Source organism: Spiribacter halobius, assembly GCF_020883455.1.
GTDB classification, from domain to species: domain Bacteria; phylum Pseudomonadota; class Gammaproteobacteria; order Nitrococcales; family Nitrococcaceae; genus Sediminicurvatus; species Sediminicurvatus halobius.
In genome coordinates, this window is record NZ_CP086615.1 from 1,496,404 (window position 1) to 1,509,165 (window position 12,762).

Sequence of the window (12,762 nt, forward strand, 5' to 3'; positions counted from 1 at the left end):
TTGGGCGCTTTGGCCCTATCCTTTCAGCATCCCTTGCTGTCGAGATTGAACCGCCATGTCCAACTGCTGCAATGATCTCGGCCCGCTCGGGCGGGGCGAGGTGGAGGTGCTCCACGTCAGCCGCGGCGTCAGCCGCCGCTCCCTGCTCAAGGGCATGGCCGGCGTCGCGGGCCTCGCTGCCCTGGGCGGCGTTCGCCCGGCCTTCGGCCAGCAGGAGCGGGTGCGGCTCGCCTTCTGCAGCCAGCTGCTCTGCGTCGTGCCCTACGAGGCGACCCGCGCCGCCGGCTTCTTCGCCGAGGAAGGCCTGGACGTCGAGCTGGTCTACACCCGGGGAGGCAGCGCGGCGCTGCAGGCCCTGAACGGGGGCGCCGTGGACTATGCCGCGACCTCGTTCGACGCGGCCCTGAACGCGTTCGCGAGCGGTGCGGATATCGTCCGCGTCGCGACCACCGGGCGGCTGCCGCTGTTCGCGCTTGCCACCAGCGTGGAGCAGGCCGACAGCATCACCTCGGTGGCCGACCTGGAAGGCCGCACCGTCGGTGTTTCCGCCCTCGGCAATGCGGACCATGCGTTCCTGCGGTATCTGCTGGGGCGCGCCGGCGTCGATGTGGACAGCGTCTCCTTCGCCACCGTGGGCACCAATCTCTACGACGCCCTGCGCCTCGGCCAGCTCGATGCCGGCATGGTCCAGGAGCCGGCGCTCTCGCTGCTGCAGGAGCGCGGCGCCCGCGTGCTGGTCAACGGCATGGACATCGAAGACGTGCGCGAGTACCTGGGCGGCGCCTACGAGTTCATGGGCGTCGCCGTGCGCCGCGAGGAGCTGGAGGCGAAGCGCGACCAGATCCGGCGCCTCGCCCGGGCGCTGGAGAAGGGACTGGGCTTCGTCCAGGAGGCGGAGCCGGAGGCGCTGGTGGACGCGCTGCCGCGGGAGATCATCACCGGCGGCGACCGCGAGCTCGTCGCCCGCAGCCTGGAGCGCTACCGGGCCTCACTGTATCCGCGGGAGGTGACCCTGGACCTCGACGCCATGCGCCGCGTCATCGAGGTGCAGAAGGCGGCGGGCGGCCGCGGCGGCAGCGTCGATCTGGAGGCCATCGCCAGGCCGGACGTGGTGGCGTCCTGATGCTCCGCATTCGCGACCTGGAGATGAGCTATGGCGCCGAGCCGGTGCTTCAGAACGTCGACCTCGACGTCGCCGCCGGCGAATTCGTGAGCCTGATCGGCCCCTCCGGCTGCGGCAAGAGTACGCTGCTGCGCGCGGTCATGGGGCTGCAGGCGCCGAGCCACGGCAGCGTGGACCTCGCGGTCGACCGCAACCACGTCGGCTTCCTGTTCCAGGACGACGCCCTGCTGCCCTGGCGTTCGGCCCGGGACAATGTCGCCCTGGGTTTGCGCATTCGCGGCCGGCGCAAGGCCGAGGCGCGGGACGAGGCCATGCGCTGGCTCGAGTCCGTGGGCCTCGGCAGTTTCGGCGACCGCTACCCCCGGGAGCTCTCCGGCGGCCAGCGCAAGCGCGTGGCGATCGCCCAGGTCCTGGCGCTGCGACCGAAGCTGCTGCTGATGGACGAGCCCTTCGCCTCGCTCGATGCCATTGTCCGTCACTACCTCACCGAGGATCTTCTCAGCTGGGTGGAGGGCGAGAACCTCACCGTGCTCATGGTTACCCACGACCTGGAGGAGGCCGTGGCGGTTTCGGACCGGGTGGTGCTGCTCGGCAATGGGCCGCGGGCGCAGGTCAAGGGCCGCTGGGAGATCGACCTGCCGCGCCCGCGGGATCTGCTGCAGGTCAAGGAGCAGCCCCGCTTCGCGGCCATTGCCCGTGAGCTGTGGAGCTCGCTCTCGGAAGAGGTGCGCACGCCGACGGTTCGCCGTCGGCCCGACCTGAAGGTGGTGAACCAGTGAATCGCGGGCAACTCGGTCTCGCGCTCCGGCGCGCCGCCTCGCTGACGCTGGTGCTCCTGCTCTGGGAGGGCGTCAGCCGCATGGGCTGGGTGGATCCCTTCTACGCGCCGCCGCCCTCGGCCATCGCCGGCTCCATCGGCGCGCTGTTCGTGGACGGGGACATCTACCAGCATCTGGAGGCGACCTTCGGCGCCGCCCTGCTCGGTCTGGGACTCGGCCTCGCCGGCGGTGCGCTGCTCGGCTTCATTGCCGCGCTGGCGCGCCCGGTGGCGGAGCTGCTGGAGCCGGTGATGGCCATGCTGAACGCCATTCCGCGGGTGATCCTGGCGCCGCTGTTCATCATCTGGCTCGGGATCGGCCTGGCCTCGAAGGTGGCGCTGTCGTTCATCCTCGTGGTGGTGCTGACCTTCTTCGCCGTCTACAACGGTATTCGCGACGTCGACAGCCGGCTGGTGGAGCGGGTCCGTACCCTGGGCGGCGGGCCGCTGGTGCTGCTGCGCGAGGTGTATATCCCCTCGGTGGTGGCCTGGGTCATGGGCAGCCTCAAGGTGGCCGTGGGCTTTGCCTTCACCGGGGCCGTGGTGGGCGAGTTCGTGGCCTCCAGCCGTGGGCTCGGATACCTTCTCGCCTTCGCCCAGAGCACCTACAACGCTGAGCTGACCTTCGCCCTGATCTTCCTCGTGCTCACCTTCGTCATGCTGCTGTTCGGGGCCGCCGGGGCCCTGGAGCGGCACCTGCTGCGCTGGAAATACCGGTGAGCTGCTGCGGTGGGGACGAGCGGTCGTCGTTTCAGGCCCAGGCCTGCGTTGAACGGGGCCTGCGCACCCGCCGCGAGCTGCCCCTGCCGATGGCGGGGGCCTGGCTGACCAATGCCGAGGGGCTGCGGGCGCGTTTCAGCCTTGGCCTCGATGAACAGGGGCGGATCGCGGCGGTCCGCTTCCAGTGCAGCCCCTGTGTCACGCTGATCGCCTACTGCCAGGCCCTCGCCGAGCTCGAGGCCGGCCATCCGCTCTCCGTGAGCCCCACCTGCGATACCGAGGATCTCGTTGCCCGGGTGGCCGGGGTGCCGCCGTTCCGCCAGGACCGCGCCGCGCTGGCGACCGCCGCGTGGCGCGCCGCCCTTCTGCAAGCCAGTACGGAGTCCGCCTGATGAAGGTCGCCTACATCTTCGCCACGCAACGCCATAACGTCTCGTACGTGCTCGCCAGGATGATCCTGCCGCAGCTGGAGGAGGACCGGCACGGCGTCGAGGTGGTGGGCATGTTCTTCTTCGAGGACAACAACTACGTGCTCGTCGACGGCAACCCCATCGGCGAGCGCCTGCGCGCGGTGGCGGAGCGCAGCGGCATGCTGCTCATGGGCTGCGACCAGTGCTGCTACGAGCGCGAGATCGCCGACCGGCTCATGCCCGGCGTGCCCATCGGCTGCTTTCCCGACCTCTACGGCGCGCTCTCCGGCAACATGCCGGATCAGGTGATTACCCTGTAACCCCCTGGCTGTGCCCGGTGTCCTTGACCGCCGTGGCCCCGCATCTGCGCCTCCTGCGTGTCGAGTCAGCCGGCCCCGGGCAACCTGTTGGGCCTCCAGGGCCGGAGCGCAGCGCGTGCGCGCGCCCGGCGCTCCCTCCGGATCCGGGGAATTTCAGGAATCCAATGGCACCACCCGGTCCGGGATGGCGGCGTAGCGCCGGCGGCCCCGGCCGGGGCCGACCAGACGGCCGCCGGTGAGCTCGCCGAAGGCGGGGAGGGTCAGTCCCCCCCCTTCCAGCACGAAGGCGGGGAGGCGGAGCGTGTCCCGGGCCGGGCCTTGCAGGCGCACCGCCGGGTGCAGGTGGCCGGCGAGCACCGGACCCTCGGGGTCGGGGCAGGGGTGATGGCGCAGTACGAACGGCGCCACTGGCAGCCGCTCGGCGTGCCATTCCAGCAGCCCCGCGAGGGGCTCCGGGGTACGGTCATGGTTGCCGCGCACCGCCCGCAGGGCCGGGCCCGGATAGCGCTCGCGCCAGCGGGCGATGATTCCGGGCAGCGGGTCCTCCGGCGGCAGCGCGGCGTGGAGGACGTCCCCGAGGATCACGATCTGCCGTGGGGCGAGTTGCTCGACGAGACCGCCAAGGCGTGCCAGCGTCTGCGCGGAGCTGCCCCTGGGCACGGCCATGCCGGCGCGGCGGAAGCTCGCCCCCTTGCCGAGGTGGGTGTCCGCGATCAGCAGCGTGCCGCCGCCCGGCCACCAGACGGCGCGCTCCGGCAGCAGCCAGAGCGGCTCGCCCGCGAGCTCCAGGGTCAAGGCGCCGGTCGGCGGGTCGACGCCGCTCATGCCGGCCCCGCCGCTTTCTCGAGCCGCGCCACCATGCGCGCCACCCGGTCCTCCCAGCGCTCGGTGCTGAGACGGTTGCGCAGCCGGTCGGCCCAGAGCGGGAAGGCGAGCGGTGTGAGCCGCTCGGGCTCGTGGTAGCGCACCCGCCAGTCGCTGATGTCGCCAAGCACCCGGCGCAGCCGCTGCAGCTCCAGCTGGCGCTCCAGTACCTCGTCCCGGGCCTGGCCGAGCAGCCGGTTGTCCGGGTCGTAGCGGGCGAGGGTGTCGTAGATGAGGCCGCTGGAGGCCTGCAGCTGACGCGCCGACTTGCCGCGGCCGGGATAGCCCTGGAACACCAGCCCGGCGATGCGGGCGATGTCCCGGAACTGGCGGCGGGCGAGCTCGCTCGCGTTGACGCAGGCGAGCAGGTCCTCCACCAGCGCCTCCGGGTGGAACAGGCTGCGCACTGTCTCGGCGTCCAGCGCCGGGAGCTCGTCCGCCAGCAGCTCGAAGCCGTAGTCGTTCACCGTGATGCTGAAGGTGGCGGGCTGACGCCGGCCGAGTCGCCAGGCGATCAGCGCCGCCAGGCCCTCGTGCACCAGCCGCCCGGCAAAGGGATACAGGAACAGGTGCGCCCCCTCGCGGCTGTCCACCCGTTCGGCGAGCAGCTCGCCGGGACCCGGCAGTGCGGACCAGCGCTGCTGGATGGCGAGGACGTCCGCCACCGCACGGGTCTCCGGGTCCCGCAGATGGCCGGCACGCACCTCGGCAAGGATCTCGCGCACGCCGTCGGCGAGCTCCGTGGACAGCGGCAGTCGTCCGCCCTGCCAGCGGGGCACCGCGCGGCGGCTGCCCCGGGCGCGGCGGACGTAGGCGGTGAGATCGCGCACCCGCACCAGCTCCAGGGCGCGTCCGGCGAACAGGAAGGTATCGCCGGGCCGCAGCCGGGAGATGAAGCTCTCCTCGATGGTGCCGAGATGGCCGCCGCCCTGGAAGCGCACGGCGATGGCCGCGTCGCTGGTGATGGTGCCGATGCTCATGCGGTGCCGGGCCGCGTGGGCGCGGCCGGCGATCCGGTAGCGGCCGTCGTCGCCGCGCAGCACGCGCCGGAAATCGGGGTAGGCCGCCAGCACCGGGCCTCCGCCGGTGACGAAGTCCAGCACCCATTGCCAGGCCTCGTCGCCGAGGTCGCGGTAGGCGTGGGTGGTGCGGACCTCGGCCAGCAGCGCCTCCGGCTGGAAGCCGTCCCCGGCCGCCAGCGTGACCAGATGCTGGGCGAGGACGTCCAGGCAGCCGCGCAGCGGCGTCCGACCCTCGATGCGCCCGGCGTCCCAGGCACGGCGGGCGGCGGCGATCTCCACCAGCTCCAGGGCATGGCTCGGCACGCACAGCACCTCGCTCTCCGCGCCCGGCTGGTGGCCGCAGCGCCCGGCACGCTGTGCGAGCCGGGCCACGCCCTTGGGGCTGCCTACCTGGACCACCCGGTCCACCGGGCTGAAGTCCACGCCGAGGTCGAGGCTCGAGGTGGCCACCACGCAGCGGAAGCGCCCCTCGCGCAGGCCCGCCTCGATGCGGTCGCGCAGCGCCCGGTCGATGGAGCCATGGTGCAGGCCGAGGCCCTCGAGCCAGTCGCTGCGGGCGCGCAGGATCGCCTCGAACCACAGCTCCGCCTGGGAGCGGGTGTTGGTGAAGAGCAGACAGGAGCGCGCGCTCCCCAGGTGCTCGAGCACTTGCGGCAGCAGGCTGACGCCGAGATGTCCCGCCCAGGGGAAACGCTCGTGGCGCCCGGGCAGCAGCCCGCGGATGCGGATGCGCTTGGCCTCGCTGCCGCGGATGAGCTCACCACGGGGATCGCCGGCCAGCAACACGTCCTGCGCTTCCGCGGTGTTGCCGAGGGTCGCGGACAGCCCCCAGACGCGCAGCCCCGGTGCCAGCGCCCGCAGGCGCGCGAGGCAGAGCTCGAGCTGAACGCCGCGCTTGCTGCCGAGGAGCTCGTGCCATTCGTCCACCACCACCGCTCTCAGCCCGCGAAAGGCCTCGCCACCGCGCCGGTAGGAGAGCAGCAGCGACAGGCTCTCCGGGGTGGTGACCAGCGCCGCCGGGGGCCGCCGGCGCTGGCGGGCGCGGGCGCTGGCGCCGGTATCCCCGGTGCGCTTCTCCACCCGCCAGCGCAGGCCGACGCCGTCCGTCGCCGCCTGCAGGTTGGTCACCGTGTCGCTGGCGAGTGCCCGCAGCGGCGTCACCCAGAGCACCCGCAGGGGCGGGTCATGGTCGGCGCGGGCCAGACCCTCCAGCAGCGGGCCGCCCCAGGCGGCCAGCGACTTGCCGGAGCCGGTGGCCGAGTGCACCAGGCCGCTGCGCCCGGCGAGGTAGGCGGCCCAGGTGGCCCGCTGGAAGTCTGCCGGCGTCCAGCCCTGGCCGGCGAACCAGTCGCCCAGCGCGGTCCCGGCCTCAGGCTTCATCCAGCAGGGCCCGTACCTGGTTCAGGGAGTCGGCGTCGGCCGGGCCGAGATCCTCCCGCCAGCGGGCGATGCGCGGGAAGCGCAGGGCAACGCCGGACTTGTGCCGGCGCGAGGGGGCGATGCCCTCGAAGGCCAGCTCGAACACCTGCACCGGCTCCACCGAGCGCACCGGACCGAAGCGCTCCACCGTGTGCCGGCGGATCCAGCGGTCCAGACGCCGGATCTCGGCGTCGTCCAGACCGGAGTAGGCCTTGGCTACAGGCACCAGGCCCTCGCCGTCGGGGACGGCGAAGGTGTAGTCGGTATAGAGGTTGGCGCGCCGGCCGTGGCCTGGCTGGGCGTAGATCAGGATGGCGTCGAGGGTGAGCGGGGCGACCTTCCACTTCCACCACGGCCCCTTGGGCCGGCCGATGCCGTAGGGGCTGTCCCGGCGCTTGAGCATCACGCCCTCGACGCGCCGCGCCCGCGCCTCCGTGCGCAGGCGGTGCAGTCTGTCCCAGTCGCCGGCCTCGATCAGCGGCGAGAGTCGCAGCGGCGGCTCGACCCCGGCGAGCAGCCGCTCCAGCCGCTGCCGCCGCGCAGCGAGCGGTTCATGGCGGACGTCCTCGCCGCGGTCCTCGAGCACGTCATAGGCCAGCAGGTGCACCGGCACCTCCCGCCGCAGCTGCCGGCCCACGCGCTTGCGGCCCAGGCGGCGCTGGAGCTGGGAGAAGGGCAGCACCTCGCCGTCCCAGGCCAGCAGCTCGCCGTCGAGCACGGTATCCTCCGGCAGCTGCCAGGCCGCCTCGGCGACCTCGGGGAAGGTGTCCGTGATCATCTCCTCGCCCCGCGACCAGAGGAACACCGCATCCTCCCGGCGCACCAGCTGCCCGCGGATGCCGTCCCACTTCCACTCGCACTGCCAGTCCGCGAGGGGCCCGAGCTGCGGTGCCGGGTCGGCATCCAGCGGATGGGCGAGGAAGAACGGGTAGGGGCGGGAGGCGTCCTCGCGCCCGGAGCGCTCGTCGAACAGGCTGGCGAAGAACCCGGCATCCGGCCGCCAGTCGCCCATGAGCCGGTGGGCGATCACCGGCCGCGGCAGGCCGCTCGCCCGTGCCAGCGCACGCTCCACCAGGGTCTGCGAGACGCCTACCCGCAGCGCGCCGGTCAGGAGCTTGTTGTAGAGGAAGCAGGCCGGCCGCGGCAGGCCGCGCCAGGCGCTGCGCACGCGCCGGGCCTGCTCGTCTTCGGGCAGCTCCCGCAGGCTCAGCAGCTCCTCCTCCACCCAGGCCGCAAGGCCGCGCACATCGGCATCGGCGTCGCGGCGCTCGGGGTCCTCCAGCATCAGCGCGATGGTCTCGGCCAGGTCGCCGACGTGCTGGTGGGTCTCCTCCACCAGCCACTCCGGCAGGCCGCTCTCCGCCACCAGCCAGGCCCGCAGGCGGGCAGCACCGATGAGACGCTTGAGCCGCCGTCCGGAGAGGAAGTACACGGCCCAGGCGCCGTCCGCCGGCGGCACGCTGGCGAAGTAGTCCGCCAGCGCTGCCACCTTCTCGTTGGTGGCGTTGGTCTGGTCCAGGCGCTCGAAGAGCTCGCCGAAGCGCCTCACGCCGCCGCCTCGTCGTCCTCGCCCTCGCCCTCGCCGTAGAGGGTGGCGAGGGGGCGCGCCGCGAGCCCGTGCTCGCGCAGGTAGCGCACCAGCTCGTCGGCGCGGCCGTGGGTGGTGAGCACCTCCCGCGCCCCGGTATCGCGGATGGTGGCGAGCAGGTCCGGCCAGTCGACGTGGTCCGAGAGCACGAAGCCCCGGTCATGGCCGCGCCGCCGGCGGTTGCCGCGGATGCGCATCCAGCCGGAGGCGAAGCCCGTCAGTGGCCGGCGAAAGCGTCGCATCCAGGTGGAGCCGCCGGCGCTGGGCGGCGCCAGCACCAGCGCCCGGGAAAAATCCTCGTCCCTGGGTGCGGCGGAGACGGCGCGGGTCTCCAGTAGCCGTACCCCGGCCTCACGGTAGGCCTCGGTCAGAGGCACCATGGCACCGTGCAGATAGGCGGGCTCATCGGTAAGCGCCGCAAGCTCCGCCAGCACCCGTTGTGCCTTGCCGAGGGCGTAGCAGAACAGGACGCTGGTGCGCCCTGCGGCGGCGTTCTCCTGCCACCAGGCGTGGATGCGGGCCACTTCCGAGGCCACCGGCGGCCAGCGGTAGACCGGGAGCGCGAAAGTGGCCTCGGTGATGAAGGTGTCGCAGGGCACCACCTCGAAAGGCTCGCAGGTCGGGTCCGCGCCGCGCTTGTAGTCGCCGGAGGCGACCCAGACCCGGTCGCCGTGAGCGACCCGTATCTGGGCCGATCCGAGGATGTGCCCGGCGGGATGGAAGCTGACCCGCACCGGTCCGAAGTCGAGGGGTTCGCCCCAGCCGACCCCGCGGATGTCGGCATCCGCCCCCAGGCGACGCTGCAGCAGGGGCACCGCCGGCGCCGCGGCCCAGTACACGCGGCTGCCCGGCCGGGCGTGATCGGCATGGGCATGGGTGATGACGGCCTGGTCAACCGGGCGCCACGGGTCAATGTGAAATCCGCCGGGCGGGCACAGCAGGCCCCGCTCGGCGGGCTGGATCAGAGGTTCCGTCATGACCCTAGTGTACAAATCACGTCGAGGTCTTGTCCCGGGTATGTACGGAGACGCTGCCCGCCTCGCGCGGCGGTTCCCCGAAGCTCACCTGCTCCGGCGCCACCGAGCCGCCGGAGATCACGAAGCTCATCGCCTCCTCGAAGGTCCAGTCCGTGGGCACGAGGTCGTCAACGGGCACGATCTCCAGATAGCCCGAGGTGGGGTTGGGAGTAGTGGGCACGTAGACCGCGGCGAGCTGCTGGCCGTTGCTGGCGTCGGTCAGTGTGCGCATGACGAAGCCGACCGTCCTCATTCCGGGATGCGGAAAGGCGATCAGCACCACCTGCTGGGCGCCCTCGGGCTGCTGCTGCAGCGCCCCCAGCAGGGCCTTGCTCGCGCCGTAGATCTTCTCCACCAGCGGAATGCGCGCCAGCATTCGCTCGGCCAGCGCGATCAGGCGCCGTCCGACCACGAGCGTCGCCAGCCAGCCGAGCAGAATGAGCGAGCCGAGGGTGACGAACACCGCCAGCAGGTTCTGGAACCAGGGCAGCCCCAGGGCCTCCGAGACGCCCGGCGCGTAGCGGCGGAGACCCTCCGAAAGGGCGGCCGCGCCGGGGCGGCCGAGGTCCGAGAGCTGGGTCACGACGAACTCGAAGATCACCCAGGTGATCCACACCGGAATGGCAGTGAACACGCCGGCCAGCAGGTAGTTGCGCAGTCGGCTTGGCTTCGGCGCCGCGCTCATCGTCTTTCCTCCGGTTCAGGCGACGGGGGTGGCCGGGAGATCGTCAGGCTGCACGACCCGGCCACTGTCGAAGCTCAGCACCTCGGCATCGGCGAGGCTGCGCTCGATCAGGCCGGCGTAGTCCGGCAGCAGCCTGGCCTCGATCGCGCTGAGCTGCTCATCGCGCGAGCGCGTGCGCGGGTGCCGGGCGATCAGGGCGCAGCAGTCCTTGTAGGGCTCCGCGGAGAGCTCGAAGGTGCCGATGCGGCGGGCCCGGTCCACGATTTCCTGCTTGTCCAGCCCGATCAGCGGCCGGAGTACGGGCATCTCCGTGGCCTGGCCGGTGGTCAGCAGGTTGTCCAGGGTCTGCGAGGCCACCTGGCCCAGGCTGTCGCCGGCCACCAGGGCCCGCGCACCGGTTTCTGCGGCGATGCGCGCACCCAGCCGCGCCATGAAGCGGCGCAGCAGGATCAGGCCGTAGCCGCCCTCGGCGCCGCCGGCGAGGGCCAGGTCGAAGTGCGTGTAGGGCACCAGCCACAGCCGCGACTGCAGCGTGCTGGTGCTGAGGCGTCGGGCGATCCGGGCCACCAGGTTTTCCGCCCCGCCGCTCGCTGCCGGATGGCCGGCGGTGAGATGCAGAAAATCCACGCAGCAGCCGCGCCGCGCCAGCATCCAGGCGGCCACCGGGGAGTCGATTCCGGCGGAGAGCAGGGCGAGCACGCGACCGCCCGAGCCCACCGGCAGGCCACCCGGCCCTGGCTCGCGGCCCGCGTAGAGGAAGGCGCCGTCGGGGTAGAGGTCGACATGGAAGGTCTCGTCCGGGCGCTCCAGATCCACCTCGGACCAGTCGGTCTGGTCGATGATGTGGCGGCCCAGGCGGCGGGCGAGCGCCTCGGAGCCGAGCGGGAAGCCCTTGTCGCCCCGGTTGACGCGCACGGCGAAGCGGGCACGGGGCCGCCACCGCTCCGCGGCGAAGCCCGCCAGCAGCGCACAGAGCGTGGCCACCGCCGGGGCACCGTCGGCGGCGCGCAGCTCGCGCTGGGGCAGGTGCAGGGCATCCGCCACCGAGGAGACGCCCGGGGTCTGCGCCGCCGCGGTCACGGCCTGGCGGCGGCGCGCCGGGTCAGCCGCCTCCGGCACCTCGACCGTCAGGCGATCGTGGCCGCGGTGCACGGGCCAGTCCAGGCCTTCCGCCAGCAGCCGATGCCGCAGGTTGCCCTGGAGCACGGTCTCGAACTCGAGGCGGTTATGCCCCTTCAGCGCCAGCTCGGCATAGTGGATCAGCAGTCGCGGTCTCGGCATTGCTCCTCGGCGGCAGATTCACGGGCTGGCAGCAGGCGTGACACCCCAGTCTAACCCCTGCCGGACGGAGGCGCGGCGGTCGCGGAACCGTTACGGCTGCAAGGCAGTCCGCTGGAGGCAGGGCGGGCGTCCGTCCACGTGGTAAACGATGAGTGAGGGAGCCTCTGCATGAACCACCTTCCCGACGCCGCCGAGGTCCTGGTGATGGGCGCGAGTGGCGGCATTGGCCTGGAGTTCTGTCGCCAGCTGCTGGCGCAGCCGCAGGTGAGCCGTGTCTGGGCCGGCGCGCGCCGGCCGGATGCCGAGGGGCTCGCAGCCCTGGCCGAGGCCCATCCGGACCGCCTGCAGACGCTCGCCGTGGACGTCACCAGCGAGGCGGATATCGCCGCTGCCGCGGAGCGCATCGGCGCCGGGACGCCGCGCCTGCATCTGGTGGTCAACGCCTTCGGACTCCTGCATGACGAGGACCGCGGGATCTGGCCGGAAAAGCGGCTCGAGGACGTGCGCCTGGAGAGCCTCGAGGCCAGCTTCCGGGTCAACGCCTTTGCGCCCATCCTGATTGCACGGCATCTGCTGCCCTTGCTGACGCACCGGGAGCGCGCGGTGTACGCGAGCCTCTCGGCGCGGGTGGGCAGTATCGGCGACAATCGCCTGGGCGGCTGGTACGCCTACCGTGCGGCCAAGGCGGCGCAGAACATGTTTACCCGGGGCCTGGCGGTGGAGCTGGGGCGCCGCGCCCGGCAGGTGATCTGCCTCGCGCTGCACCCCGGCACTACGGACACCCCCCTGTCGCAGCCCTTCCAGGCCCGGGTCCCCGAGGGCAAGCTGTTCTCCACGGAGTACGCCGTGGGCTGCCTGCTGGCGGTTATCGACGGCGCCGGCCGCGAGGACAGCGGCCGCTTTTTCGGCTGGGACGGGGAAGAGGTCCCCTGGTGAGAGCGCCTGCTGTCGCAGGCGAGTTCCAAGTTCGACGTTCAAGGTTCAGAGTGGCGGTCCTGCGGCAGCCGTCACGAGGTCACCAATGATTCGAGTCGTCGCCCTTGCGCTGATGCTTGCCCTGCTGGCCGGCTGCGCGGCGCTGCAGCGGGATGTCGAGCCGCCGAGCGTGCGGCTGGTGGGCGTCGAGCTGCTGCAGCTCGGGCTCATGGAGCAGCGTTTCGAGCTGGCGCTGCGGGTGGCCAACCCGAACGACTTCCGCGTGCCGATCAAGGCCCTTGAGTATGCGGTCTTCGTCAACGAGCAGGAGTTCGCCAGCGGGCTCAGCAGCGAGTCCTTCGAGCTGCCGGCCCTGGGCGAGGAGGTGATCCGCGTCCAGGTGGGCACGCAGCTGCTGGACAACCTCCAGCAGCTCGCCCGCTGGCAGCGCGACCCGCCGCAGGCACTGGACTACCGCCTCGAGGGCCGCGCGCGGCTGTCCAGCCTGCCGGTCTGGCTGCCGTTTGAGCAGGCCGGGCGGGTAGCCTTGCGGTAGCCCCGCTGCGGGGGCCAGTTTCGCGT

13 protein-coding genes are annotated in these 12,762 nt (G+C 72.3%); 7 read left to right on the forward strand and 6 right to left on the reverse strand.

The genetic code is table 11. The annotated features are described in order from the left end of the window. Positions 1 to 55: 55 nt before the first annotated feature. From LMH63_RS06770 to LMH63_RS06790, 5 genes are read left to right on the forward strand one after another with little or no spacing between them, the layout of a single operon-like run. Positions 56 to 1,123 (forward strand): ABC transporter substrate-binding protein, encoded by a 1,068-nt coding sequence (locus LMH63_RS06770; protein WP_109677038.1) that lies wholly within the window; start codon positions 56 to 58, stop codon positions 1,121 to 1,123. Continuing rightward, entirely contained in the window at positions 1,123 to 1,902 is a 780-nt protein-coding gene (locus LMH63_RS06775) for an ABC transporter ATP-binding protein (RefSeq protein WP_109677036.1), read from the forward strand. The genes LMH63_RS06770 and LMH63_RS06775 overlap by 1 nt, the downstream gene beginning before the upstream one ends. Further along, entirely contained in the window at positions 1,899 to 2,660 is a 762-nt protein-coding gene (locus tag LMH63_RS06780) for an ABC transporter permease (protein WP_229332748.1), read from the forward strand. The genes LMH63_RS06775 and LMH63_RS06780 overlap by 4 nt, the downstream gene beginning before the upstream one ends. Continuing rightward, a complete protein-coding gene (locus tag LMH63_RS06785) occupies positions 2,657 to 3,052 on the forward strand; it encodes an iron-sulfur cluster assembly scaffold protein (RefSeq protein ID WP_109677034.1) in 396 nt (131 codons plus the stop codon). The genes LMH63_RS06780 and LMH63_RS06785 overlap by 4 nt, the downstream gene beginning before the upstream one ends. Continuing rightward, positions 3,052 to 3,390 carry a SaoD/DsrE family protein gene (locus LMH63_RS06790; protein WP_109677032.1) on the forward strand — a complete coding sequence of 113 codons (339 nt, stop codon included), beginning with the start codon at positions 3,052 to 3,054 and terminating at the stop codon, positions 3,388 to 3,390. The genes LMH63_RS06785 and LMH63_RS06790 overlap by 1 nt, the downstream gene beginning before the upstream one ends. 153 nt (positions 3,391 to 3,543) lie before the next feature. Here the strand turns inward: LMH63_RS06790 and pdeM are convergent, their stop codons facing one another. The 6 genes from pdeM to thiI are packed head-to-tail and all read right to left on the reverse strand — an operon-like array spanning position 3,544 to position 11,265. After that, on the reverse strand, positions 3,544 to 4,215 hold the full coding sequence (gene pdeM / locus LMH63_RS06795; RefSeq protein WP_109677030.1) for a ligase-associated DNA damage response endonuclease PdeM: 672 nt from the start codon (positions 4,213 to 4,215) through the stop codon (positions 3,544 to 3,546). Continuing rightward, positions 4,212 to 6,656, reverse strand: a complete 2,445-nt coding sequence (locus LMH63_RS06800; protein WP_109677028.1) for a ligase-associated DNA damage response DEXH box helicase — start codon at positions 6,654 to 6,656, stop codon at positions 4,212 to 4,214. The genes pdeM and LMH63_RS06800 overlap by 4 nt, the downstream gene beginning before the upstream one ends. Further along, positions 6,646 to 8,244, reverse strand: a complete 1,599-nt coding sequence (locus LMH63_RS06805; protein WP_109677026.1) for an ATP-dependent DNA ligase — start codon at positions 8,242 to 8,244, stop codon at positions 6,646 to 6,648. Before LMH63_RS06805 ends, LMH63_RS06800 begins: the two co-directional genes overlap by 11 nt. Next, positions 8,241 to 9,260, reverse strand: a complete 1,020-nt coding sequence (locus LMH63_RS06810) for a ligase-associated DNA damage response exonuclease (protein ID WP_109677024.1) — start codon at positions 9,258 to 9,260, stop codon at positions 8,241 to 8,243. Before LMH63_RS06810 ends, LMH63_RS06805 begins: the two co-directional genes overlap by 4 nt. Positions 9,261 to 9,276: 16 nt before the next feature. Continuing rightward, positions 9,277 to 9,984, reverse strand: coding sequence for a DUF502 domain-containing protein (locus LMH63_RS06815; protein WP_109677021.1), 708 nt, complete (start codon positions 9,982 to 9,984; stop codon positions 9,277 to 9,279). A gap of 15 nt (positions 9,985 to 9,999) precedes the next feature. After that, positions 10,000 to 11,265 (reverse strand): tRNA uracil 4-sulfurtransferase ThiI, encoded by a 1,266-nt coding sequence (gene thiI / locus LMH63_RS06820; RefSeq protein ID WP_109677019.1) that lies wholly within the window; start codon positions 11,263 to 11,265, stop codon positions 10,000 to 10,002. A gap of 168 nt (positions 11,266 to 11,433) precedes the next feature. Between thiI and LMH63_RS06825 the strand changes: the two genes are divergently transcribed. Further along, complete coding sequence (locus LMH63_RS06825) at positions 11,434 to 12,201, forward strand: SDR family NAD(P)-dependent oxidoreductase (RefSeq protein WP_109677017.1); 768 nt, start codon at positions 11,434 to 11,436, stop codon at positions 12,199 to 12,201. An 85-nt stretch (positions 12,202 to 12,286) separates the two neighbouring features. Beyond that, on the forward strand, positions 12,287 to 12,736 hold the full coding sequence (locus LMH63_RS06830; protein ID WP_109677016.1) for an LEA/WHy family protein: 450 nt from the start codon (positions 12,287 to 12,289) through the stop codon (positions 12,734 to 12,736). Positions 12,737 to 12,762 lie beyond the last annotated feature (26 nt).